This is a genomic window from Streptomyces sp. NPDC003327, assembly GCF_053589515.1.
In genome coordinates this window covers 1-22,110 of sequence record NZ_JBSFSA010000036.1, presented here as the reverse complement: position 1 = coordinate 22,110, position 22,110 = coordinate 1, and the positions used below count along the sequence as shown (strand labels likewise).

Sequence of the window (22,110 nt, the reverse complement as noted above, 5' to 3'; positions counted from 1 at the left end):
AATGGCGCTCGTGCCGCCGCGCTCACGCCCGCGGTCGTACGAAGATCACCGCGACCAGGGCGAGGCCCGCGGCCGCGCCGATCAGCTGCGCGGCGACGAAGCCCGGCACGGACGCGGGCGCGATCCCGGCGAAGGTGTCGGTGAAGGCGCGGCCGACGGTCACCGCCGGGTTCGCGAAGGACGTGGACGAGGTGAACCAGTAGGCGGCGCCGATGTACGAGGCGACGGCGACGGGCGCGAAGCGGAGCCGGTCCGTGCGGGCCAGGCCGAAGACCAGCAGGATCAGGCCCGCGGTGGCGACCGCCTCGCCGAGCAGCAGGTTCCCGGCGGAGCGGTCGTGCGTGGACCACTTCACGAGCGGCTCGCCGAACATCGCGTCCGCCAGGACGGCGCCCGCCACGGCCCCGACGGTCTGCGCGGGGACGTAGGCGGCGAGCTCGCGTCCCGTCACGCCCGCGCCGCCGCCGCGGCGTGCGGTCCACCACTCGGCCAGGCTGACGGCCGGGTTGAAGTGCGCCCCGGAGACCGGCGCGAGGAGGGCGACGAGGACGCCGAGGCCGAAGACGGTGGCGAGGGCGTTGGCGAGCAACTGGAGCGCGATGTCCTCGGTGAGCCGCGTGGCCTGGATGCCGGAGCCGACGACGATCGCCACGAGAGCGGCGGTGCCGACGAGTTCGGCGGCGACCCGGGCACCGAGCGGGGTACGGGGCGGGGTGCCGCCCGGCACGGTCTCGTCCGGCGCGGTCTCGCCGGGCGCCGCGCCGAGGGGGGCGCGGGCGGGCTCGGTGACGGTCACGGGCAGGCCCTCTTCGTGTCGGCATGGGTGCGCGCGGTGGCGGCAAGGGCGGCGAACTGCCCCGCGAGCGCGTCGATGACGTCCGGCTTGAGCCGGTAGTACGTGAACCGGCCGCAGGGCTCGGTCTCCACGATCCCGGCCTCGCGCAGGACCTTCAGGTGGTTGGAGAGGTTGGTCTGCCGGGCGCCGGTCTCCTCGACGAGGTGCGTGGTGCACAGCGTCTCGCGGGCGAGCAGGGTCACGATCCGCAGGCGCAGCGGGTCGCTCAGCACCCTCATCAGATCAGTGTCGACTGATGTCATCATGGACTGATACTTTCACACCGGCCCGCACCTACACCATCGAGGGTGAACCGATGACCGCTCCGCTCGCCTCCGTCCTCTTCGTCTGCGTCCACAACGCCGGCCGTTCCCAGATGGCCGCGGGCTTCCTGCGGCACCTCGCGGGTGACCGCGTCGAGGTCCGCTCCGCCGGTTCGGCCCCGGGCGACCGGGTCAATCCTTCCGCCGTGGAGGCCATGGCGGAGCTCGGCATCGACATCACCGGCCAGAAGCCGAAGGTCCTGACCTCCGACGCCGTCCAGGCGTCCGACTACGTCATCACCATGGGCTGCGGCGACGCCTGCCCGTACTTCCCCGGCAGGACCTACCTCGACTGGCGGCTGGACGACCCCGCCGGCCGGGGCGTCGAGGCCGTCCGCCCGATCCGTGACGAGATCAAGGGCCTGATCGAGGGCCTCGTCGCCGAGATCGACGCCCGCGGACCGGAGTAGCCCCCGGCCCCTCACGGGTTCACGGGCTCCAGTACCGCGCGAGCGCCCCCTCCCGGTACGGTGCCGGGCTCACGCTCAGTTCGCCCGCGAACGGGCGGTCGAGGACGAAGACCAGCAGCAGGCTGAAACCGATCAGCGCGGCGACCGAGGAGACGAACAGGAGCTGGATCCGCAGCCTGCGCATGCCGTACAGGAAGGTGAGCGGGATCAGGACGAGCGCGCCGCCGAAGGCGAGGACCTGGAGCAGCGGCGGGAGTTCCTGCTCCGCCATGGTGAGCCGCGAGCGACGCTGGCCGGCGACGTCGTTCAGGCGGGCGACGGCCTCCGCGTAGAAGACCTCCTCCCGGGCGGTCCGCGGCTCGTACGACTGCAGGACGTCGAAGACGTCCTGGAGACTGCCCGCGGTGGCTCCGTACTCCGGCCGCCCCGCCCGCATCCGGGGCCACTGGTCCTCGACGACCGCGTGGACGTAGCCGCCGAGGGCCGTGTCGAGTTCGGCCCGGACCGGGCCCGGGAAGGCGGCGGCGTCGCGGGCGATGAGCGCGATGTCGGTGGCCTCGGTGGCAACGATGGTCTGGGTGTTCTCCAGCTGGGTCCAGAGGGTCACGATGACGAAGGCCAGGATGATCCCGTAGATGGCTCCGAACATCCCCAGCGCCACCCCGACCATGTCGTTGTGCTCGCCCTCGGCGAGGGACGGGTACCTGCGACGGGCCACCACGCTGCCGGCGGCGGCCAGGGCGACGGTCCCGCCGACGGTGACCACGGCCAGGGTGAAGGTGCTGAAGTGGTTGAGCAGCCAGAGCGACATGCGACGGACTCTAGGCAGCGCGTGATCATCCCCGAACGCCCCGCGACTCCGTCCGAGGCCGTCGAGCCCCGCCGGGAAGGCGGCGGAGGTCACCTCGGGCCAGGCGGGCGCACCCCGCATGCGGCCCTCCACCGTCCGTGGCCCCGGAGAAGGGATCACTCCGACGAGCGAACGTTTCCTCCGGTGCACACCGTCCGCTTGTCGCTTCCGACAAGCCGCCTCGCATACGCCATGGAGAACCGTCCAGACTTGTTGCAGATGCCAGCTTGATCGTCCTACGGTGTCGCACATGCAGTCCTACACCATCGGTCAGGCCGCCCGTCTGCTCGGCGTCAGCCCCGACACCGCGCGGCGGTGGGCCGACGCGGGCCGGGTCGCGACCCATCGCGACGAGGCCGGCCGCAGGCTGATCGACGGCCGGGACCTGGCCGCGTTCTCCGTGGAGATCGCCCAGGGCGACGGCGGCGACGACGTGCCGTACACCTCGGCGCGCAACGCGTTCGCCGGCATCGTCACCGCCGTCAAGCTCGGCGACGTCGCCGCCCAGGTCGAGATCCAGGCCGGGCCGCACCGTCTCGTCTCCCTCCTCACCCGGGAGGCAGTGGAGGAGCTGGGACTGGAAGTCGGCATGCAGGCCACCGCCCGCGTGAAGTCGACCAGCGTGCACATCGACCGCACCTGACCTTTCACGCAGTACCGAGAGAACTCGGCCGTCGGCGCGACCGGCCCTCATGGCGCATTTCCCGTTCGTCCCCAAGGAGTCCAGACCCCCATGTTCCCCACGCTCACCCGTCGTCGTGCCGCCGCCGTCGCCCTCACCGCGGCCCTGCTGACCCCCCTCTCCGCCTGCGGGAACGACGACGCCGACAAGGAGACCGGCGGGTCCGGGGCATCCGGCTCCGCCGCCCCGAGGACCGAGCTCACGGTCCTCGCCGCCGCCTCGCTCACCGACGTGTTCACGACCGCGGGTGCCGCGTACGAGAAGGCCCGTCCCGGCACGGAGATCACCTTCTCCTTCGCGGGTTCGCAGGAGCTGGTCGCCCAGGTGTCGCAGGGCTCCCCCGCCGATGTCCTGGTCACCGCCGACACCACGAGCATGGACAAGGTGAAGGCCGACACCGGAGCGCCCGTGATCATCGCCAGGAACCGGCTCGTCATCGCCACCGGCGAGGGCAACCCGCACCAGGTCGGTGGACTGAAGGACCTCGCGGACACGAAGCTGAAGGTCGTCCTCGCCGCGCCCGAGGTGCCGGCCGGCAAGTACAGCCGGAAGATCCTGGACGCCCAGAAGATCACCGTGAAGCCGGTCTCCCAGGAGCCCAACGTCCGCGCCGTGCTCAGCAAGGTCGAGCTGGGCGAGGCGGACGCCGGGCTCGTCTACCGGACCGACGCCGAGAGCGCGAAGGACAAGGTCGACGCCGTCGAGATCCCCGACGCGCAGAACGCGATCGCCCAGTACCCGGCGGCCGCACTGAAGGACTCGGAGAACGCCGGGGCGGCCGCCGCCTTCGTCGCGTGGCTCTCCTCGCCGGAGGGCCAGAAGATCCTCCGGGACGCGGGCTTCCAGCAGCCGTAGGAGCTTCGACAGACGCTCCGGCGGGCCGCGACGACAGCACAGGCGACGGCAGCCCGCGACGACTGCACGCCACGACTGCACGCCACGACAGGACGCGACGCCCCATGAAACGCACACGCCTCCGTACGGCCGGGGCCCGTCCGCCCCTCTCGCTCACCGTGCCCGCGGTCCTCGCCGTGGCGCTCCTGACGCTGCCCCTGCTCGGCATCCTCGTACGGACCGAGTGGAGCGGCCTCGCCGGCCACCTCGGCTCCCCGGGCACGGTCGAGGCCCTGCGGCTCTCCCTCGTGGTGTCGTTCTGGTCGCTCGGCCTCTCCCTGCTGCTCGGCGTACCGCTCGCGTGGCTGCTCGCCCGGGTCCCCTTCCCCGGAAAGGCCCTCGTCCGCTCGCTCGTCCTGCTGCCCATGGTGCTCCCGCCGACCGTCGGCGGGGTCGCCCTGCTCCTCGCCTTCGGCCGCCGCGGCCTCCTCGGGCCCTGGCTGGAGGACACCTTCGGCGTCACCTTCCCGTTCCACACGTCCGGCGCCGTCCTCGCCGCGACGTTCGTCGCGATGCCGTTCCTCGTCATCAGCCTGGAGGGCGCGCTGGGCGGGCTGCGGCCGCGGTACGAGGAGACGGCGGCCTCGCTCGGCGCCTCCCCGGTCCGGGTCTTCTTCACCGTCACGCTGCCGATGGTCGCGCCCGGCCTGGTCGCGGGCGCGGCGCTCACCTGGGCGCGGGCGCTGGGCGAGTTCGGCGCGACCATCACCTTCGCCGGGAACCTGCCCGGCACCACCCAGACCCTCCCCCTCCAGGTCTATCTGCTGCTCCAGGAGGAACCGGAGGCCGCCACCTCGGTCTCGCTGCTGCTGCTCGCCATCGCCATGGCCGTCCTCGTCGCCCTGCGCGGCCGGTGGTCGGGGACCCCGACGGCCCGCGCGCCCCGCGCCGCCCCGCCGGACCGGGAACCGGGCGAGGACGCGGCTCCGGGCCCGGGCACGGGGCCGACCGTGGGCGCCGCACCCCACCCCGTACGGCCGGAGGCACCGCCCGCGCCCCGCGGGGAGGCATGGTCGCTGCACGCCGAGGTCACCGGCTTCACGCGGCTCACCCTGGACGCCGGCCCCGGCACCACCATCGCCGTCGTCGGACCGAACGGCGCGGGCAAGACCACGCTGCTCCGCGCCCTCCTCGGCCTCACCCCCCGCGCCCACGCCGCGCTCCGGCTCGGCGCCACCGACGTCACCGCGCTGCCGCCGCACCGCCGCCGGGTCGCCTGGGTCCCCCAGGACGGCGCCCTCTTCCCGCACCTGACGGCGCTCGCCAACACGGCGTACGGGCTCCGCGTCCAGGGCGTGGGCCGCGCCGCGGCCCGCCGCGAGGCGCAGGCCTGGCTCGACCGGCTCGGCGTCGGCGCGCTCGCGCACCGCCGTCCCGCCCAGCTCTCCGGCGGCCAGGCCCAGCGCGTCGCCCTGGCCCGCGCCCTGGCGGCCAGGCCGCGGCTCCTCGTCCTCGACGAGCCGCTGGCCGCCCTGGACCAGACGACCCGGGCCCATGTGCGGCATACCCTGCGCACCCACCTCGCCGGGTTCGGCGGCGTCTGCCTGATCGTCACCCACGACCCCGTGGAGGCCGTCTCGCTCGCCGACCGCGTCCTCGTCCTCCAGGACGGCCGCACCCTCCAGGACGACACGCCCGCCGAGGTCACCCGGCACCCGCGCTCGCCGTGGGTGGCGCGCATGCTGGGCCGCAACGCCTGGCCGGGCACCGCCACCGCCGAGGGGCTCGCCCTGCCCGGCGGCGGGGTCCTGGTCACCGCCGAACCGCTGCCGCCGGGCACGGAGGCCCTCGCGGTCATCGCGCCGGAGGCCGTCTCGGTCCACCGCGAGCGGCCGAGCGGCAGCCCGCGGAACGTCTGGCCCGGCACCGTACGCGAGATCACCACGAGCGGCAGCCGGCTGCGCGTCCTCGTCGCCTCCGACCTGGCGCCCGACCTCGTCGCCGAGATCACCCCGGCGGCCGCCGCCGAACTGGGCCTCGCGGACGGGGTGCCGGTGTGGACCAGCGTCAAGGCGACCGAGGCGACGATCGTGACCGTCTGAGTCCACGTCGGGGTCCCCGTCCGCCGGACGTATCCTCGGGCGGACCGGGCCACGGGACCGGGTCACGGGATCGGCCCGCGGGACCGGCCCGCGGGACCGGGCGGCGGAACCGGCCCGGCGCAGTCGGAAGGCGGAGGCGGAGAACGTGTCGGACGGGAAGAGAAGCGGCGGGGGGCCGACCACCCCCGGCCCCGCCTCGCTGAGCGCCCAGGCGCGCGAGGCGGTCCTCCGGCGCATCGTGGACCGGCGGTACGCCCAGGGGTCCCGGCTCGTGGAGCGCGAGGTCGCCGAGGAGCTGGGCATGTCCCGCGTCCCGGTGCGCGAGGCGCTGCGCGCGCTGGTCGCCGAGGGGCTCCTGGAACTGCTCCCGCACAGCGGGGTACGGGTCCGCCGCCTGCTGCGCGCCGACGTGGAGCACCTGTACGAGGTGTGGGAGCCGCTCGCGGTCCAGGCGTCCCGGCTGGCGGCGCGGGCGGTCGCGGCGGGCGGCGGCGCGGCGGGGCTCGCGGAGCTGGAGACCACGCTGCGCCAGGCGGAGGCGGCGGCCGCGGCGGACGAGGCCGGCCGCGAGGTGGCCGCCCACACCGCCTTCCACGAGGGCGTGGTGGCGCTGTCGGGGAACCCGCTGCTCGCCCGCACGATGGAGCAGCTCAGCTGGCAGCTGCGGCTGCTGTTCGGCCTGCGCGAGGAGCCGGCGCACATGCGGGCGCAGCACGCCGAGATGTACCGGCACATCGCCTCCGGTGACCCGGAGGCGGCGGCGGCGAGCACGCTGCTGCACGTGCGGGACAGCAGGACGGTGGCGATGCGCTCCCTCTTCACGGACTGACCGCTCCGCTTCTTTGTATACCAGTGCACCCCTCATCGACGCCCCTCGTCACTGTTTCCCCGCCTATTGCAGCCCGCCCTTGCCTGCCCAGCCACGCTTGGTATACAAAATCGCTGTCGCCTACACCGAGGAGCTTCCGTGCGCGTCGACAGCAACCCCTCCGGCCGCCCTTCCCGCCGCGCCGTGCTCGCCACGGCGGCGCTGGCCGGCACCACCGCCGTGACGGCCGCCTCGACCGCTTCCGCGGCCGCCGCCACCCGAGCCCCTGCCGCGGCCCCGGCCACGTCGACGTCGGGGCGGCGGGACCGGGCCGTGGTCTTCCGGAACGTCCGGCCGTTCGGCGCGGCCCTCGCCACGAACCTGGTGGTCGTCGACGGCCGCGTCACGGCCGGCCCGGCGCCGCGCGGCGCGCGGACCGTCGACGGCGGCGGCCGCATCGCGCTGCCGTCGCTCGTGGACGCGCACATCCACCCCGACAAGACGACCTGGGGCGGCTCCTGGGTGTCGCGCCGCCCCGCGAGCGGCATCGCCGACTACGTCGCCCAGGACGTGGAGCTGTTCCGGGCGCAGCGGCGGTCGGTCGCCGAGCGGGCGTACGGTCTGATGAGCCACGCGGTCTCCCGCGGCACCCGGGGCATGCGCGCCCACGCCGACCTGGCCCCGGCGTACGGCCTGGCCGGGGTGGAGGGCCTGGTGGAGGCACGGGAGCGGCTGCGGCACGCGCTCGACGTCCAGATCGTGGCCTTCCCGCAGCACGGCGTGGTCCGTGCGCCCGGCACGGCAGCCCTCCTGGAGGAGGCGGCGCGCGAGGGTCTCGTCGACATGATCGGCGGCATCGACCCGATCGGCTTCGACCAGGCGCTCGACGAGCAGCTCGACCTGGTCTTCGACATCGCGGACCGGCACGGCGTCGGGGTGGACATCCACCTCCACGACCGGGGCGAGAACGGGCTCAGGGCGATGCGCGGCATCATCGACCGCACCCGCGCCCTGTCCCTCGCGGGCCGGGTCACCGTCAGCCACGTCTTCTGCCTGCCGGGCCTGACGGACCGTGAACTGGACGCGGTGGCGGCCGACTTGGGCGAGCTGGACATCGCGCTCACCACGGTGGCGCCGTCCGACTCGCTGGTGCTGCCGATCGCGAAGCTGCGCGCCCACGGGGTGCGGGTCGGGCTCGGCTCGGACGGCGTCCGGGACGCCTGGAGCCCCTTCGGCAACGCCGACATGCTCCACCGCGCCCAGCTGCTCGGCTGGGTGACGGACGTACGCCTCGACGAGGAGCTCGCGGAGTGCTACCGCGTGGCCGCCCACGGCGGCGCGGACGTGCTGGGGCTGGCGCACGCGACCCTGGAGCCCGGCTCTCCGGCCGACTTCGTGCTCGTACGCGGCGAGTGCCTGCCGCAGGTGGTCGTCGACATGCCGCGGCGTGACATGGTGGTGCACGGCGGGGTCGTGGTGGCCCGCGACGGCGCGTTCCTCGACTGAGGCGGAGAGAGGGGCCGGAAGCGCGGGAGCGGTGGGAGTGGAGGGGGTGGACGCACCCCTTGCCACTCTTAACGTATAGCGTACGGGGGGCCTTGCCGCAAGGCCCCCCTGATGGCGCAGAATCCCTGGTCGAAGCCCCGGCGGACCGAATGCGACGGTACGCGGCGCCGGGCTTCTGATGTGACCGATCGGAGCTGCCCATGACCCCCTCGACCTCCCCCAGCGCGTTCGCCCTCCCCGACCGACTGTCCGCCAAGGCCGACCCGCTGCTGATCGCGGAGGACGAGAAGCACTTCGCCGCCGTCGCCGAGAGCCTCGACGAGGCGATCGCCGACCTGTCCGCGCAGCTCGACGCCGCTCGCCGGGCGCCCGGTGGCGTCGGCCGGGAGGCGATGGAGCGCGACGTCGAGGTGCACCGGCTGACCGGGCGGCTGCGCGCCCTGCGGCGCTTCGGCCTCGACCTCTGCCTGGGGCGGATCGTCGCCGACGACGGCTCCGAGCCCGTCTACATCGGCCGGCTCGGGCTGACCGACGGCGCGGGCCGCCGGCTCCTGATCGACTGGCGTTCCCCGGCGGCCGAGCCGTTCTTCGCGGCGACCCACGCCCGTCCCATGGGCCTGGCGAGCCGCCGCCGCTACCGCTGGACCGGCGGCCGGATCGGCGACTACTGGGACGAGGTGTTCACCCCCGACGGGCTCGAGGGGCACGCCGCGCTCGACGACCAGTCCGCGTTCGTCGCCAGCCTGGGCAGCGAGCGGTCGGCGCGCATGCGGGACGTGCTCGGCACCATCCAGGCCGACCAGGACGCGATCATCCGCGCGGGCTCGCGCGGCGCGCTCGTCGTGGACGGCGGCCCCGGCACGGGCAAGACGGTCGTCGCGCTGCACCGTACGGCGCACCTGCTGTACGCGGACCCGCGCCTCGGCCACCGGCGGGGCGGCGTGCTGTTCGTCGGCCCGCACCAGCCGTACCTGGCGTACGTCTCCGACGTCCTGCCCAGCCTGGGCGAGGAGGGCGTGCAGACGTGCACGGTGCGGGACCTGGTAGCCGAGGGGGCGGGCGCGGTCGTCGAGACCGACCCGGAGGCGGCGCGCCTGAAGGCGTCGGCGGACATGGTGACGCGGGCGATCGAGACGGCCGTCCGGTTCTACGAGGAGCCGCCCGCGCAGGGCATGAAGGTCACGACCGACTGGGCCGAGCTGTGGCTGGGCGCCGACGACTGGGCGGAGGCCTTCGGGGCGGTGGAGCCGGGGACGCCGCACAACGAGGGGCGGGAGCAGGTCTGGGAGGAACTCGTCGCCCTCCTGTACGACAAGCTCGGCAACGAGGACGTGCCGGAGGAGTTGTTCGCGAAGGCGCTGCGGCAGGACCAGGAGCTGCGGGGCGCCCTGCACGGCGCCTGGCCGCTCCTGGAGGCCGCCGACCTCGTCGGGGACCTGTGGTCGGTCCCCGCGTACCTCCGCAAGTGCGCGCCGTGGCTCGGCCCCGACGACGTGCGCAGGCTGCGGCGGGCGGACGCGCAGGCGTGGACGGTGTCGGACCTGCCGCTCCTGGACGCGGCGCGGCAGCGGCTCGGCGACCCGCGGACGGCGGTCCGCAAACTGCGGCACAAGGCGGCGCTGGCCGCGGAGCGGGAGCGGATGGCCGGGGTCATCGACACCATCGTGCGGGCCGATCCGGACGGCGAGGGCGCGGTGACGATGCTGCGCGGGCAGGACCTCCAGGACACCCTGGTCGACGGTTCCGCCGCGCCGGGGACCGGTCCCGAGCCCCTCGCGGGCCCGTTCGCGCACATCGTCGTCGACGAGGCGCAGGAGCTGACGGACGCGGAGTGGCAGATGCTGCTGCTGCGCTGCCCGTCCCGGAGCTTCACGATCGTGGGGGACCGCGCGCAGGCCCGGCAGGGGTTCGCCGAGTCGTGGCGGGAGCGTCTGGAGCGGGTCGGCATCGACCGGATCGAGACGACCTCGCTGACCGTCAACTACCGGACGCCGGAGGAGGTCATGGCGGAGGCCGAGCCGGTGATCCGGGCCGCGCTGCCGGACGCGAACGTGCCGACGTCGATCCGGAGCAGCGGCCTCCCCGTCGTCCACGGGTCGGCCGCGGACCTCGGCGCGGTGCTCGACGGCTGGCTCGCCGAGCACGCCGACGGGGTCGCGTGCGTGATCGGCGCGCCGGAGTTCCGTCCGGCGTCCCCGCGGGTGCGGTCGCTGACGCCGGGTCTGTCGAAGGGCCTGGAGTTCGACCTGGTCGTGCTCGTCGACCCGGAGGAGTTCGGCACGGGCATCGGGGGCGCGGTCGACCGCTACGTCGCGATGACGCGGGCGACCCAGCGGCTGGTGGTCCTCACGAGCGCCTGACCCGTGCTCGTACGGGGCGGGCCGGAGGCGCCCGGGGACGGTACGCACGGAAGGACCCCAGGTTCAAGGAGGTCAAGGTCACAGCGGCTCGCGCTCTGCTCCTTTGTGGCCTTGACCTAGCATCCGAGCATGACTGTGCTGCCTGACGACGGCCTCTCGCTGGCCGCCGAGTTCCCCGCAGCGACCCATGCGCAGTGGCAGCGCCTCGTGGCGGGCGTGCTGAGCAGGTCGGGCCGGGACGTCCCCGAGACCGAGGCCGAGGACGCGCTGTCCACCGCACTGGAGGACGGCCTGCGCGCCCGGCCGCTGTACACCACGGAGGACGCCGCGGCCGACCCCGGCCTGCCCGGATTCGCGCCCTTCGTGCGGTCCGGCCGCGCCGAGGGCACGACCGCGGCCGGCTGGGACGTGCGCCAGCGCCACCGGGCGGCCGACCCGGAGGCGGTCCTCACCGACCTGGAGAACGGCGTCACCTCGCTGTGGCTCGCCGTCGGCGCGGGCGGCGTCCCGGTGGCGGAGCTCGACCGGGTGCTGCGGGACGTGTACCTCGACCTGGCGCCCGTCGTCCTGGACGCCGGAGCGGAGACGGCCGCCGCGGCCGACGCGTTCCTCGCCGTCCTCGCACGGCGCGGCGTGGCCCCGGAGGCGGCCCGCGGCAACCTCGGCGCCGACCCGCTCGGCACCGAGGCCAGGACCGGGACGGCGTACGACGGCGACGGCGCGGCCGAGGGCGGCTTCCCGGCCACCGTCGGACTCGCGCGGCGCTGCGCGGAGACGTACCCGGGACTGCGGGCCGTGACCGTGGACGCCCTGCCGTACCACGAGGCCGGCGGTTCCGCCGCCGAGGAGCTGGGCTGCTCGCTCGCCACCGGCGTGGCCTACCTGCGGGCGCTGACCGACGGCGGTCTGACGCTGGAGCAGGCGCTCGGCCAGCTGGAGTTCCGCTACGCGGCCACCGCCGACCAGTTCCTGACGATCGCCAAGCTGCGCGCCGCGCGCCGGCTGTGGGCGCGGGTCGCCGAGGCCTGCGGGGCGCCGGCGGCCGGGGCGCAGCTCCAGCACGCCGTGACGTCGCCGGTGATGATGACGGCCCGCGACCCGTGGGTGAACATGCTGCGGACGACGGTCGCCACCCTGGCGGCGGGGGTCGGCGGCGCCGAGTCGGTCACCGTCCTCCCCTTCGACCACGCGATCGGCCTGCCGGACGCCTTCGCGCGCCGCATCGCCCGCAACACCTCGACCATCCTCGTCGAGGAGTCCCACCTGGCCCGGGTGATCGACCCGGCCGGCGGCTCCTGGTACGTGGAGCGGCTGACCGACGAACTGGCCCGGGCGGGCTGGGAGTTCTTCCAGGAGATCGAGCGGGCGGGCGGCCAGGCCGCCGCGCTGCGCTCGGGCCTGGTCGAGGAGCGGCTGGGTGCGACCTGGGCGGCGCGCTCGGCCGCGCTCGCCAAGCGCCGCGAACCGGTCACCGGTGTCAGCGAGTTCCCGCACCTGGCGGAGAAGCCGGTCGTGCGCGAGCCCGCGCCCGCCGCGCCCGGCGGCGGCCTGCCGCGGGTGCGGCGCGACGAGGCGTACGAGGCGCTGCGGGCCCGCTCGGACGCGCACCTGGCGGCGACCGGCGCGCGGCCGCGGGTCTACCTCGCCGCGCTCGGCCCCGCCGCCGCGCACACGGCGCGGCTCACGTTCGCGGCCAACCTCTTCCAGGCGGGTGGCATCGAGCCCGTCACCGAGGGGTCCTTCGCGGAGAGCGGCGCCACCGAGGCCTGCCTCTGCTCCAGCGACGCCCTCTACGAGGAGCGGGCGGCGGCCGCCGCGGCGGACCTCCGCGCGGCGGGCGCCCGGCACGTGTCGCTGGCCGGCCGGCCCGGTACGCACCCGGACGCCGACTCGTACGTCTTCGCGGGGTGCGACGCGATCGCCGTCCTCTCCGCCACCCTCGACCGCATGGGAGTGTCCTGATGGGAATCCCCGACTTCACCGGGATCGATCTGGGGTCCCCGTCTCCCGCCGGCAGCGCCGACGAGTGGCAGGCCGCCGTCAAGCGGGCCACGGGCGGGGACGACCCGCTGTGGGAGACGCCGGAGGGCATCGCGGTCAAGCCGCTGTACACCGGCGACGACCTGCGGGACGTGGACTTCCTCGGTACGTACCCGGGCGTGGCGCCGTTCCTGCGGGGCCCGTACCCGACGATGTACGTGAACCAGCCGTGGACGATCCGGCAGTACGCGGGGTTCTCCACCGCCGAGGAGTCCAACGCGTTCTACCGGCGCAACCTGGCGGCGGGCCAGAAGGGCCTGTCGGTCGCCTTCGACCTGCCCACGCACCGCGGCTACGACAGCGACCACCCGCGCGTCACGGGTGACGTCGGCATGGCGGGCGTGGCCATCGACTCGATCTACGACATGCGGCAGCTGTTCGACGGCATCCCGCTGGACCAGATGTCGGTGTCGATGACGATGAACGGCGCGGTGCTGCCCGTCCTCGCCCTCTACATCGTGGCGGCCGAGGAGCAGGGGGTGCCGGCGGAGAAGCTGGCGGGGACCATCCAGAACGACATCCTCAAGGAGTTCATGGTCCGCAACACCTACATCTACCCGCCGAAGCCGTCGATGCGGATCATCTCCGACATCTTCGCCTTCACCTCGCGGAACATGCCCCGGTACAACTCCATCTCGATCTCCGGGTACCACATCCAGGAGGCGGGCGCGACGGCCGACCTGGAGCTGGCGTACACGCTCGCCGACGGCGTCGAGTACATCCGGGCGGGCCGCGAAGCCGGTCTGGACGTGGACGCGTTCGCGCCGCGCCTGTCGTTCTTCTGGGCGATCGGCATGAACTTCTTCATGGAGATCGCGAAGCTCCGCGCGGCCCGGCTGCTCTGGGCCAAGCTGGTCAAGGAGTTCGACCCGAAGAACGCCAAGTCCCTTTCGCTGCGCACCCATTCGCAGACGTCGGGCTGGTCGCTCACGGCGCAGGACGTCTTCAACAACGTCACCCGCACCTGTGTGGAGGCGATGGCCGCGACCCAGGGCCACACCCAGTCGCTGCACACCAACGCCCTCGACGAGGCGCTCGCCCTGCCGACCGACTTCTCGGCCCGCATCGCCCGCAACACCCAGCTGCTCATCCAGCAGGAGTCGGGCACGACGCGGACGATCGACCCGTGGGGCGGCAGCGCGTACGTGGAGCGGCTCACGTACGACCTGGCGCGCCGGGCCTGGCAGCACATCCAGGAGGTCGAGGCGGCCGGCGGCATGGCGCAGGCCATCGACGCGGGCATTCCGAAGCTGCGCGTCGAGGAGGCGGCGGCCCGTACGCAGGCGCGGATCGACTCGGGTCGGCAGCCCGTCATCGGCGTCAACAAGTACCGGGTGGACGGCGACGAGCAGATCGAGGTCCTCAAGGTCGACAACTCCTCGGTGCGGGCACAGCAGATCGAGAAGCTGCGGCGGCTGCGCGCGGAGCGCGACGAGCGGGCCTGCCGGGACGCGCTCGACGACCTGACGCGCGCCGCGGGCGGCTCGGGCAACCTGCTGGAACTGGCCGTGCGGGCGGCCCGCGCGAAGGCGACCGTCGGGGAGATCTCGGACGCCCTGGAGAAGGTGTACGGCAGGCACGCGGGCCAGATCCGTACGATCTCCGGCGTGTACCGCAACGAGGCAGGAGAGTCCCCGTCCGTGGACGACACCCGTGCGCTGGTCGACGCGTTCGACGAGGCCGAGGGCAGGCGCCCGCGCATCCTGGTCGCGAAGATGGGCCAGGACGGGCACGACCGCGGCCAGAAGGTGATCGCGACCGCCTTCGCCGACCTGGGCTTCGACGTCGACGTCGGCCCGCTGTTCCAGACCCCCGCGGAGGTGGCGCGGCAGGCCGTCGAGGCGGACGTTCACATCGTGGGCGTGTCGTCGCTGGCGGCGGGCCACCTGACGCTCGTGCCCGCGCTGCGGGACGAGCTGGCCGCGGAGGGCCGGGAGGACATCATGATCGTGGTCGGCGGGGTCATCCCGCCCCAGGACGTGCCGACCCTCCTGGAGATGGGGGCGGCCGCCGTCTTCCCGCCCGGCACGGTCATCCCGGACGCGGCGGCGGACCTGGTGCGCCGGCTCGCCTGCGACCTGGGACACGATCTGTAGACACATGGCCATCGACATCGACACGTACGTGAAGGGTGTGCGCGAAGGGAAGCGCGCCCTCGTGGCGCGCGCCATCACCCTCGTCGAGTCCACCCGGCCCGACCACCGCGCGCTCGCCCAGGAGCTGCTGACCCGGCTGCTGCCGCACAGCGGCGGCGCCCGGCGGATCGGGATCAGCGGGGTGCCGGGGGTGGGCAAGTCGACCTTCATCGACGCCTTCGGCACGATGCTGACCGGCCTCGGGCACCGGGTGGCGGTGCTGGCCGTCGACCCGTCGTCGACGCGTACCGGGGGTTCGATCCTCGGCGACAAGACGCGGATGGAGCGGCTCGCGGTGGATCCGGCGGCCTTCGTGCGGCCGTCGCCGTCGGCGGGCACGCTCGGCGGGGTCGCCAAGGCGACCCGCGAGTCGATGATTGTCATGGAGGCGGCCGGGTACGACGTGGTCCTGGTGGAGACCGTGGGCGTGGGGCAGTCGGAGACGACCGTCGCCGACATGGTCGACTCCTTCCTGCTGCTCAGCCTGGCGCGGACGGGCGACCAGCTGCAGGGCATCAAGAAGGGCGTCCTGGAGCTCGCGGACGTGGTGGCCGTCAACAAGGCGGACGGCCCGCACGCGGCGGACGCCCGCGCCGCCGCCCGTGAACTGGCGGGCGCCCTGCGGCTGATGCACGGCAGGGAGGCCGTGTGGACCCCGCCCGTGCTGAGTTGCAGCGCGCGCGAGTCGACGGGCCTCGACGAGGTGTGGGAGCGGCTGGAGAAGCACCGCGCACTGCTCGACGCCACGGGCCGCCTCGCCGCGCGCCGCCGGGACCAGCAGGTCGACTGGGCCTGGACCATGGTCCGGGAGGAGGTTCTGGGGCGCCTCCATGCGCACCCGGCGGTGCGGGCGCTGGCGCCGGAGGTCGAGCGCATGGTCCGCGAGGGCGAGCTGACGGCGACGCTGGCGGCGGAACGCATCCTGGAGGCGTTCGGGAACGGGACGGGCTGACGGCGCGGGTCGACGGCCCGGCACCACGCCGCGCAGGCTTCGGAGAGAGAGGGCGGCACCTTCGGGTGCCGCCCCTTTTTGTTCATGAACATGAACCGGACACGGTGACGCCCATATTGACGCCCTGCCAGGAACCCGCCTACCGTCGCGCCGAAAGCGCTTTCTCTGCCCTCTTCGACGTGCGTCCCGTCACCCCACCTGTTCATGGTCCTGAACTGTTTTCGACGAGCCGATCACACTGGAGTCTTCGATGCGAACCCGATCCGTCACCGCGAGCGTGGGCCTGCTGGCCGGCACGCTCGTCGCCCTGACCGGTACGACCGCCCAGGCCGCGACCACCCGGTACGAGGCCGAGGCCTCGCCCGCGGTCTGCACCGGCACCCTCGACTCCGACTGGGCCGGCTTCACCGGCAGCGGCTTCTGCAACGGCACCAACGCCGTCGGCGCCGCCGCCCAGTTCACGGTCACCGCGCCCGCGGCCGGCACCGCGACGCTGCGGGTCCGGTTCGCCAACGGCACCACCGCCGCGCGGGCGGCCACCGTCACCGTGAACGGCACGACGGCGGCGTCGGTCTCCTTCGAGTCCACCGGCACCTGGGACGGCTGGACGACCAAGACCCTCACGGTGCCGCTGGGCGCGGGCACCGGCACCGTCCGCTTCAGCCCCACGAGCGCCGCCGGGCTGCCGAACATCGACCACCTGGAGGTCGAGACGAGCGGCACCACCACGCCGCCGCCCACGGGCTCGGCGCTCTACGTGGCCCCGAACGGCACGGCGGGCGCGGCCGGCACCGTCTCGGACCCGACGACGCTGGCCTCGGCGATCTCCCGCGTCACCTCCGGCGGCACGATCTACCTGCGCGGCGGGACGTACAGCCACGCGCAGACGATCACCATCCCGGCCGGCACCAACGGCACGGCCGCGGCCCGCACGAGGCTCTCCGCCTATCCGGGCGAGACCCCGGTCCTCAACTTCTCGGCCATGGCGGAGGGTTCGTCGAACCGCGGACTCGCCGTCAACGGCTCGTACTGGCACGTCTACGGCATCGTCGTGGAACGCGCCGGTGACAACGGCATCTTCGTCGGCGGCAGCAACAACGTCATCGAGCGGACGGTGACCCGCTTCAACCGCGACTCGGGCCTCCAGCTCTCCCGCGCGGCCTCCACCACCCCGCGCGAGCAGTGGCCGTCGAACAACCTCGTCCTGAGCGCCGTGTCGCACGACAACGCCGACTCCGGCGGCGAGAACGCCGACGGCTTCGCCGCCAAGCTGACGGTCGGCCCGGGGAACGTCTTCCGCCACACCGTCGCCCACCACAACATCGACGACGGCTGGGACCTGTACACGAAGACCGACACCGGGGCGATCGGCACGGTGACGATCGAGGACTCCCTCGCGTACGACAACGGCACGCTCTCCGACGGCACCCAGAACGCCAACGGCGACCGCAACGGCTACAAGCTGGGCGGCGAGGACATCCCGGTGAACCACGTCGTACGGCGCAGCATCGCGTTCCACAACGGCAAGCACGGCTTCACCTACAACAGCAACCCGGGTTCGATGAGCGTCTCGAACAACCTCAGCGTCGACAACGCCCAGCGCAACTACACCTTCGACGCCGGCACGTCGGTCTTCCGCGGGAACACCTCCTGCCGCAGCGGCAGCGGTACGGCCGACAGGACGATCGGCGACGTCGACGCCACGAACCAGTTCTGGAGCGGCACGAACGGCTCCCGGTGCGCCAACTACACCGGCGCCCTTGCGTGGTCCTTCGCCTCCGACGGCCGGCTCGCGGTCACCCTGGGCGGCAAGCCGGTCACGCTGTAGCGGCACGCGCGCCGAGGGGCAGCGCGGAGGGGCGGGAGCGGGGCGGGGACCCGGTCCCGGGGCCCCGTCCGGGTCCCGGGACCGGGGGCGTTCACCCGGTGGATCGTCGGTGGCAGACTGGCCGTGATCTGCCGAAGGAGAGTCCGCGTGTCCATGATCCAACGCCTGCGCAGCGCCGTCCGCCGGACGTACCGGCGGACGGTGGACCTCAGCCACCCGGCGCGCTCCCCGCTCGGCAGCTCGGTCGTCAACTGCGTCGTGTACGTCGACGGCGTACGGCGGCCCGGACGCGCCCCCGCCGAGGAGGCGGCGGCGGAGGCCCTCGGACAGGTCCGCAGGGCGGGCACCGGCTTCGTGTGGATCGGCCTGCACGAACCGGACGAGAAGGAGTTCGCCGGTCTGGCCGAGCTCTTCGGACTGCACCCGCTGGCGGTGGAGGACGCCGTCACCGCCCACCAGCGGCCCAAGGTGGAGAACTACGACGGCGTGCTCTTCGCCGTCCTCAAGACGGTCCGTTACGTCGAGCACGAGGAACTGACCGCCACCAGCGAGGTGGTGGACAGCGGCGAGCTGATGGCGTTCGTGGGCCCCGACTTCGTCATCACGATCCGCCACGGCGGCCACGGCTCGCTCGGCCCGCTGCGCGAGGCCCTCGAGGACCTGCCCGAGCAGCTCGCGAAGGGCCCGTCCGCCGTGCTGCACGCGATGGCGGACCACGTGGTGGACGACTACCTGGCCGTGGCCGACGCCGTGCGGGACGACCTGGACGCCATCGAGAACGCGGTCTTCGCGGAGCAGGCGGACCGGCGGGACGCCGGGCGGATCTACCAGCTCAAGCGCGAACTCCTCGAACTGAAGCGGGCCGTGGTGCCGCTGGGCCGGCCGCTCCAGCAGCTCGCCGACCGGCCGATGCCGCTCGTGGACCCGGACATCCGCGCGTACTTCCGTGACGTCGCCGACCACCTGACCCGGGTCACCGAGCAGGTCTCCTCCTACGACGCCCTGCTCGACTCGATACTCCAGGCCCATCTGGCACAGGTGACCGTCGCCCAGAACGAGGACATGCGCAAGATCACCGCGTGGGCCGCGATCGTCGCCGTCCCCACCATGGTCTGCGGCGTGTACGGGATGAACTTCGACCACATGCCGGAGCTGCGCTGGACCTACGGCTACCCGCTGGTCCTCGGCGTCATCACGGTCGCGTGCTTCGTGATCCACCGGGGGTTCCGGCGCAACGGCTGGCTGTGACGGGGACGTCGAGCCAGGCGGGGACGTCAGAGCCGCCGCTCCTCACCCTTCGGGGCCGCTGCCGGTGGGCCGCGGGCAGGCGATGCGCGCGGTGATCCGGGCGATCCGGCGGGCCGACTCCTCCGGGGCGGCGACCGGCTGGACGATGTGGCTGACGGGCCCCGGATCCGGCGGAGTCCTCAGCCCCCGGCGAGCGCCGTGCGGTACCAGCGCGCGTGGCGTGCGAAGGCCTCCCCGAAGGCCGGGCCCGGATCGCAGCCCAGCTCCCGCCAGGGGCGTGCGTCGGCGAACCAGTGGTCGGTGGCGACCATGGCGAGGTGGTGGAGGGCGACCGGGTCGCCGGCCAGGAGGGCCCCGGCCTCGTCGAAGCCGAGCGCGGCGCCGCGCGGCCGCCCCGCGCGCCCCGGCAGCCGGGCGAGCAGCGCCTCGCCCGCGGCGACCAGGTCGTCGGCGGGGACGGGCTCGGGGTGGTCGACGTAGTACGGCCCGGGGCGCGTCGCGGGCGAGAGGGCCGCGCCGAGCAGGACCTCGGCCAGGCGGTCGACGTCGGTCATGGAGTGCAGCGAGGTGCCGGTGAGCGGTCCGGGCAGCGCGCCGAGCAGCCGGACGATGCCGGGGACCAGCTGCCGGTCCCCCGTCCCGTACACGAGGTGCGGGCGCAGCACGGTGCCGCCCGCGTCCAGGACGTGCCCGTCGGCCGCCGCCCTGGTGCGGCTGGTCGCCGAGCCGGGGGCGAGCGGCAGGGTGCCGGGCGCGGCCGCCCGGAAGGGGCCGCGGCCGTGGACGGAGGCGGTGGAGAGGGCGACGATCCGGGAGACGCCCGCGTCGACGGCCGCCTCGACGAGGGCGCGGGTGCCCCGGTCGTTGACCGTACGGAGGTGGTCCTCGTCGCCGCCGATCGCCGATGCGCAGTGGAGGAGGACGTCGGCGCCCGCGCAGGCCCGGCGCAGGGCGGCGGGGTCGCGGAGGTCGCCGGGCACGGTCTCGTACACCGGGCCGCCGGCCGCTCCGGCGGCGGGCGGGTCGAGCGGGCGCCGGGTGAGCAGCCGGACGTGGCCGATGCCGGGGTGTCCGGCCGTCGCCGCCAGGACGCGGCTGCCGATGAATCCGGTCGCGCCGGTGACGAGTACGCGTGGTGCCATGTCGGGTCCGGTTCAGCTCGCGAGGCGCCGCCCGGCGCGGGCCCCCGCCGCGGCGAGGTCGCGGGACGGGGAGGTGAGGACGCAGGTGAAGACGGTCTCGCCGTCCTGGTGGCCGACGACCCGGACGACGGTGACGTCGGGGTCGACGGCGGTGACGCCGGGGCCGGGGCCCGGCACGGGTTCGGCCTCGATCCAGCAGGGGCTGTCGAGCTCGACGTAACGCGAGAACGAGACGTCCATGGAGGTGGGCACGAACGCGCCGCCGACCGTGGCGGTGGCCGCCTGCCGGGCGGCCTCCAGGAGCAGCATGCCCGGCACGTGGTCGTTGGGGCGCCGGAAGAGGGTGCTGTGCGCGGTGTTGATCCGCAGCTGCCACTGGCCGGCGCGGGTGCCCGGCCCGAGGGCGACGTCCCGGGAGTGCTCGCGGCCGACGAGGGACGGTTCCACGCCGGCTATCAACGGGACGGGCGCGCCGAGGGCGGCCATGCGTGCGCCGCGGATGCGCCGGTAGGCGGCGGGCGAGGTGCAGCTGATGCGGCCGCCGCCGGTGGCGAGGGGCCTGCCGTCGCGGGTGAGGACGCCGTCGGCGCGCAGGCCGCGGCCCTGGCCGCGCACCTCGGAGAAGGCGAGGTCGACGACGATGTCGGAGGAGGCGCCGTTGAGCTCCAGCGCGGCCGGATCGGCGCTGTAGAAGAGGTCCCACATGACGAACTGATGGTCCACCGATACCCCGAGTTCGGCGTGTGCGACCAACATGGTGGCCTGGCGCAGGGTTTCGGCGACCAGGACCGGATCGTGTCTGCGCCCTGCCACGGGGGAGAAGTAGGAATGCACGGCCGGCCAGCGCGCGGAGATGGAGAACCGATTCTCCTGTATCTGGGACCAGCCGGTGGGGATGATGTCGGCGGGGTCGGCCCGGTGGACGAACTCCCCGGGGACACTCGTCGACGTCCCTCGTCGGTTGCGATCCATGGGTCCCCCTCGGCGTCCCTTGTACCCCCGGCGGATGTTACGGCCCCGCGTAGAGTACGTACACCGCGGTTTTCTTTTCAATGCTTCACGTCACACGGTGAGCACGGACAGCGACACAGCAGGAGGCGCTTTGGCGCAGCAAGCCCGAGCGATCAGGACCCGGCGTCTCATCCTCGAAGCCGCCGCGTACGTGTTCGCGGAGCGCGGTTACGAGCGGACGACGGTCGGGGAGATCCTCGCGCGCGCCGGGGTGACCAAGGGGGCGCTCTACTTCCACTTCGCGTCGAAGGAGGAGGTGGCGCTCGGCGTCCTCGACGCCCAGATGTTCGACGAGCCGCTGACTCCGCAGACCCTCAAGGTCCAGGAGCTGGTCGACCAGGGCTTCCTGCTCACCCACCGGCTCCAGGGTGACGCGCTGGTACGGGCCAGCGTGGCGCTCGCCCTGGACAGCGGGGCCGCGGGGGTCAACCGGGCGGCGCCGTTCCAGGCCTGGATCGCCCAGGTGTCGGAGGCGCTGACCGAGGCCAAGGCCCGGGGGGAGCTGCTCCCCCACGTGAACGCGCAGGACACCGCCGAGCTGTTCTGCGGCTCCTTCTCCGGCATCCAGGCGATGTCGGCGATCCTCTGCGAGCGCGAGGACCTGATGCACCGGGTGGCGGTCCTTCTGCGCCACGTGATGCCGAGCATCTGTACGCCGGCGGTGCTGACCGCGATGGACATGAGCATGGACCGCGCCGAGCTGCTCGCCGCCGAGTACGAGCTGTCCCGTCGACGCCGCGAGGAGGAGACGGCGACGGACGCCGCTCACCAGACGTGACGAGAAGAAGACCGAGCGGTACGGAAAGAGCGCCCCGACGCGAACAGCGTCGGGGCGCTCTGGCGTCGTGGCACTGAGTGTGCTTTGCTGAGGGTACTCAGTGCCATAGACGGTGCCACGAGCACGACCACGGCGCCACAAGCGTTTCTTAGGGGAGCTCCAGATCATGGGCAAGGACTTCGACCTGTATCGGCCCTCCGAGGAGCACGAGATGCTCCGGGAGTCGGTGCGTGCGCTGGCGGAGGCGAAGATCGTCCCGTTCGCGG

Annotated in this window: 18 protein-coding genes; 13 read left to right on the top strand and 5 right to left on the bottom strand. The window is 73.8% G+C overall.

All coding sequences use genetic code 11. From position 1 onward, the window contains the following. Window positions 1–22: 22 nt before the first annotated feature. Both ACWDVG_RS23780 and ACWDVG_RS23775 read right to left on the bottom strand, forming a co-directional pair. Window positions 23–796, bottom strand: coding sequence for an aquaporin (locus tag ACWDVG_RS23780; protein ID WP_451701581.1), 774 nt, complete (start codon window positions 794–796; stop codon window positions 23–25). Next, window positions 793–1,101: an ArsR/SmtB family transcription factor gene (locus tag ACWDVG_RS23775; protein WP_451701580.1), complete on the bottom strand. Its 309-nt coding sequence runs from the start codon at window positions 1,099–1,101 to the stop codon at window positions 793–795. Before ACWDVG_RS23775 ends, ACWDVG_RS23780 begins: the two co-directional genes overlap by 4 nt. A gap of 50 nt (window positions 1,102–1,151) precedes the next feature. On the opposite strand from ACWDVG_RS23775, the gene ACWDVG_RS23770 reads away from it, so the two are divergent. Beyond that, window positions 1,152–1,568: an arsenate reductase ArsC gene (locus tag ACWDVG_RS23770; RefSeq protein WP_451701578.1), complete on the top strand. Its 417-nt coding sequence runs from the start codon at window positions 1,152–1,154 to the stop codon at window positions 1,566–1,568. 19 nt (window positions 1,569–1,587) lie between these two features. Here the strand turns inward: ACWDVG_RS23770 and ACWDVG_RS23765 are convergent, their stop codons facing one another. After that, entirely contained in the window at window positions 1,588–2,379 is a 792-nt protein-coding gene (locus tag ACWDVG_RS23765; protein WP_451701577.1) for a bestrophin-like domain, read from the bottom strand. Window positions 2,380–2,668: 289 nt separating this feature from the next. Between ACWDVG_RS23765 and ACWDVG_RS23760 the strand changes: the two genes are divergently transcribed. The 11 genes from ACWDVG_RS23760 to ACWDVG_RS23710 all read left to right on the top strand — a co-directional run bounded on the left by ACWDVG_RS23760 (window position 2,669) and on the right by ACWDVG_RS23710 (window position 18,913). Beyond that, window positions 2,669–3,061, top strand: a complete 393-nt coding sequence (locus ACWDVG_RS23760) for a TOBE domain-containing protein (protein ID WP_451701575.1) — start codon at window positions 2,669–2,671, stop codon at window positions 3,059–3,061. Window positions 3,062–3,151: 90 nt separating this feature from the next. Then, the gene (gene modA / locus ACWDVG_RS23755) at window positions 3,152–3,955 is read left to right on the top strand and encodes a molybdate ABC transporter substrate-binding protein (protein WP_451701573.1); all 804 of its coding nucleotides are present in this window, start codon (window positions 3,152–3,154) and stop codon (window positions 3,953–3,955) included. Window positions 3,956–4,059: 104 nt separating this feature from the next. After that, a complete protein-coding gene (locus ACWDVG_RS23750) occupies window positions 4,060–6,036 on the top strand; it encodes an ABC transporter permease (RefSeq protein WP_451701571.1) in 1,977 nt (658 codons plus the stop codon). Window positions 6,037–6,181: 145 nt separating this feature from the next. After that, window positions 6,182–6,865 carry a GntR family transcriptional regulator gene (locus ACWDVG_RS23745; RefSeq protein WP_451701569.1) on the top strand — a complete coding sequence of 228 codons (684 nt, stop codon included), beginning with the start codon at window positions 6,182–6,184 and terminating at the stop codon, window positions 6,863–6,865. A 138-nt stretch (window positions 6,866–7,003) separates the two neighbouring features. Further along, complete coding sequence (locus ACWDVG_RS23740; RefSeq protein WP_451701567.1) at window positions 7,004–8,350, top strand: amidohydrolase; 1,347 nt, start codon at window positions 7,004–7,006, stop codon at window positions 8,348–8,350. Window positions 8,351–8,550: 200 nt separating this feature from the next. Then, window positions 8,551–10,710 carry an RNA polymerase recycling motor ATPase HelR gene (gene helR / locus ACWDVG_RS23735; RefSeq protein WP_451701565.1) on the top strand — a complete coding sequence of 720 codons (2,160 nt, stop codon included), beginning with the start codon at window positions 8,551–8,553 and terminating at the stop codon, window positions 10,708–10,710. Between the two features lie 129 nt (window positions 10,711–10,839). Continuing rightward, a complete protein-coding gene (locus ACWDVG_RS23730; protein ID WP_451701563.1) occupies window positions 10,840–12,672 on the top strand; it encodes a methylmalonyl-CoA mutase family protein in 1,833 nt (610 codons plus the stop codon). Continuing rightward, a complete protein-coding gene (scpA, locus tag ACWDVG_RS23725; RefSeq protein WP_451701560.1) occupies window positions 12,672–14,846 on the top strand; it encodes a methylmalonyl-CoA mutase in 2,175 nt (724 codons plus the stop codon). The genes ACWDVG_RS23730 and scpA overlap by 1 nt, the downstream gene beginning before the upstream one ends. 4 nt (window positions 14,847–14,850) lie before the next feature. Then, complete coding sequence (gene meaB / locus ACWDVG_RS23720) at window positions 14,851–15,837, top strand: methylmalonyl Co-A mutase-associated GTPase MeaB (RefSeq protein ID WP_451701558.1); 987 nt, start codon at window positions 14,851–14,853, stop codon at window positions 15,835–15,837. A gap of 250 nt (window positions 15,838–16,087) precedes the next feature. Then, window positions 16,088–17,665 (top strand): carbohydrate-binding protein, encoded by a 1,578-nt coding sequence (locus ACWDVG_RS23715; RefSeq protein WP_451701555.1) that lies wholly within the window; start codon window positions 16,088–16,090, stop codon window positions 17,663–17,665. Between the two features lie 153 nt (window positions 17,666–17,818). After that, entirely contained in the window at window positions 17,819–18,913 is a 1,095-nt protein-coding gene (locus tag ACWDVG_RS23710) for a magnesium and cobalt transport protein CorA (RefSeq protein WP_451701668.1), read from the top strand. 179 nt (window positions 18,914–19,092) lie between these two features. On the opposite strand, the gene ACWDVG_RS23705 is transcribed toward ACWDVG_RS23710, so the two are convergent. Both ACWDVG_RS23705 and ACWDVG_RS23700 read right to left on the bottom strand, forming a co-directional pair. Next, a complete protein-coding gene (locus ACWDVG_RS23705) occupies window positions 19,093–20,055 on the bottom strand; it encodes an NAD-dependent epimerase/dehydratase family protein (protein WP_451701552.1) in 963 nt (320 codons plus the stop codon). A 12-nt stretch (window positions 20,056–20,067) separates the two neighbouring features. Further along, window positions 20,068–21,027: a ScbA/BarX family gamma-butyrolactone biosynthesis protein gene (locus ACWDVG_RS23700; RefSeq protein ID WP_451701550.1), complete on the bottom strand. Its 960-nt coding sequence runs from the start codon at window positions 21,025–21,027 to the stop codon at window positions 20,068–20,070. Between the two features lie 130 nt (window positions 21,028–21,157). Between ACWDVG_RS23700 and ACWDVG_RS23695 the strand changes: the two genes are divergently transcribed. Then, entirely contained in the window at window positions 21,158–21,844 is a 687-nt protein-coding gene (locus ACWDVG_RS23695; RefSeq protein ID WP_451701548.1) for a ScbR family autoregulator-binding transcription factor, read from the top strand. Window positions 21,845–22,110: the final 266 nt, after the last annotated feature.

Bases quoted from the DNA above. Each gene is read 5' to 3' on its own strand.
- ACWDVG_RS23775 (WP_451701580.1), bottom strand. From the start codon at position 1,101: ATGATGACATCAGTCGACACTGATCTGATGAGGGTGCTGAGCGACCCG.
- ACWDVG_RS23770 (WP_451701578.1), top strand. From the start codon at position 1,152: ATGACCGCTCCGCTCGCCTCCGTCCTCTTCGTCTGCGTCCACAACGCC.
- ACWDVG_RS23765 (WP_451701577.1), bottom strand. From the start codon at position 2,379: ATGTCGCTCTGGCTGCTCAACCACTTCAGCACCTTCACCCTGGCCGTG.
- ACWDVG_RS23760 (WP_451701575.1), top strand. From the start codon at position 2,669: ATGCAGTCCTACACCATCGGTCAGGCCGCCCGTCTGCTCGGCGTCAGC.
- modA (WP_451701573.1), top strand. From the start codon at position 3,152: ATGTTCCCCACGCTCACCCGTCGTCGTGCCGCCGCCGTCGCCCTCACC.
- ACWDVG_RS23750 (WP_451701571.1), top strand. From the start codon at position 4,060: ATGAAACGCACACGCCTCCGTACGGCCGGGGCCCGTCCGCCCCTCTCG.
- helR (WP_451701565.1), top strand. From the start codon at position 8,551: ATGACCCCCTCGACCTCCCCCAGCGCGTTCGCCCTCCCCGACCGACTG.
- ACWDVG_RS23730 (WP_451701563.1), top strand. From the start codon at position 10,840: ATGACTGTGCTGCCTGACGACGGCCTCTCGCTGGCCGCCGAGTTCCCC.
- scpA (WP_451701560.1), top strand. From the start codon at position 12,672: ATGGGAATCCCCGACTTCACCGGGATCGATCTGGGGTCCCCGTCTCCC.
- meaB (WP_451701558.1), top strand. From the start codon at position 14,851: ATGGCCATCGACATCGACACGTACGTGAAGGGTGTGCGCGAAGGGAAG.
- ACWDVG_RS23715 (WP_451701555.1), top strand. From the start codon at position 16,088: ATGCGAACCCGATCCGTCACCGCGAGCGTGGGCCTGCTGGCCGGCACG.
- ACWDVG_RS23710 (WP_451701668.1), top strand. From the start codon at position 17,819: ATGATCCAACGCCTGCGCAGCGCCGTCCGCCGGACGTACCGGCGGACG.
- ACWDVG_RS23705 (WP_451701552.1), bottom strand. From the start codon at position 20,055: ATGGCACCACGCGTACTCGTCACCGGCGCGACCGGATTCATCGGCAGC.
- ACWDVG_RS23700 (WP_451701550.1), bottom strand. From the start codon at position 21,027: ATGGATCGCAACCGACGAGGGACGTCGACGAGTGTCCCCGGGGAGTTC.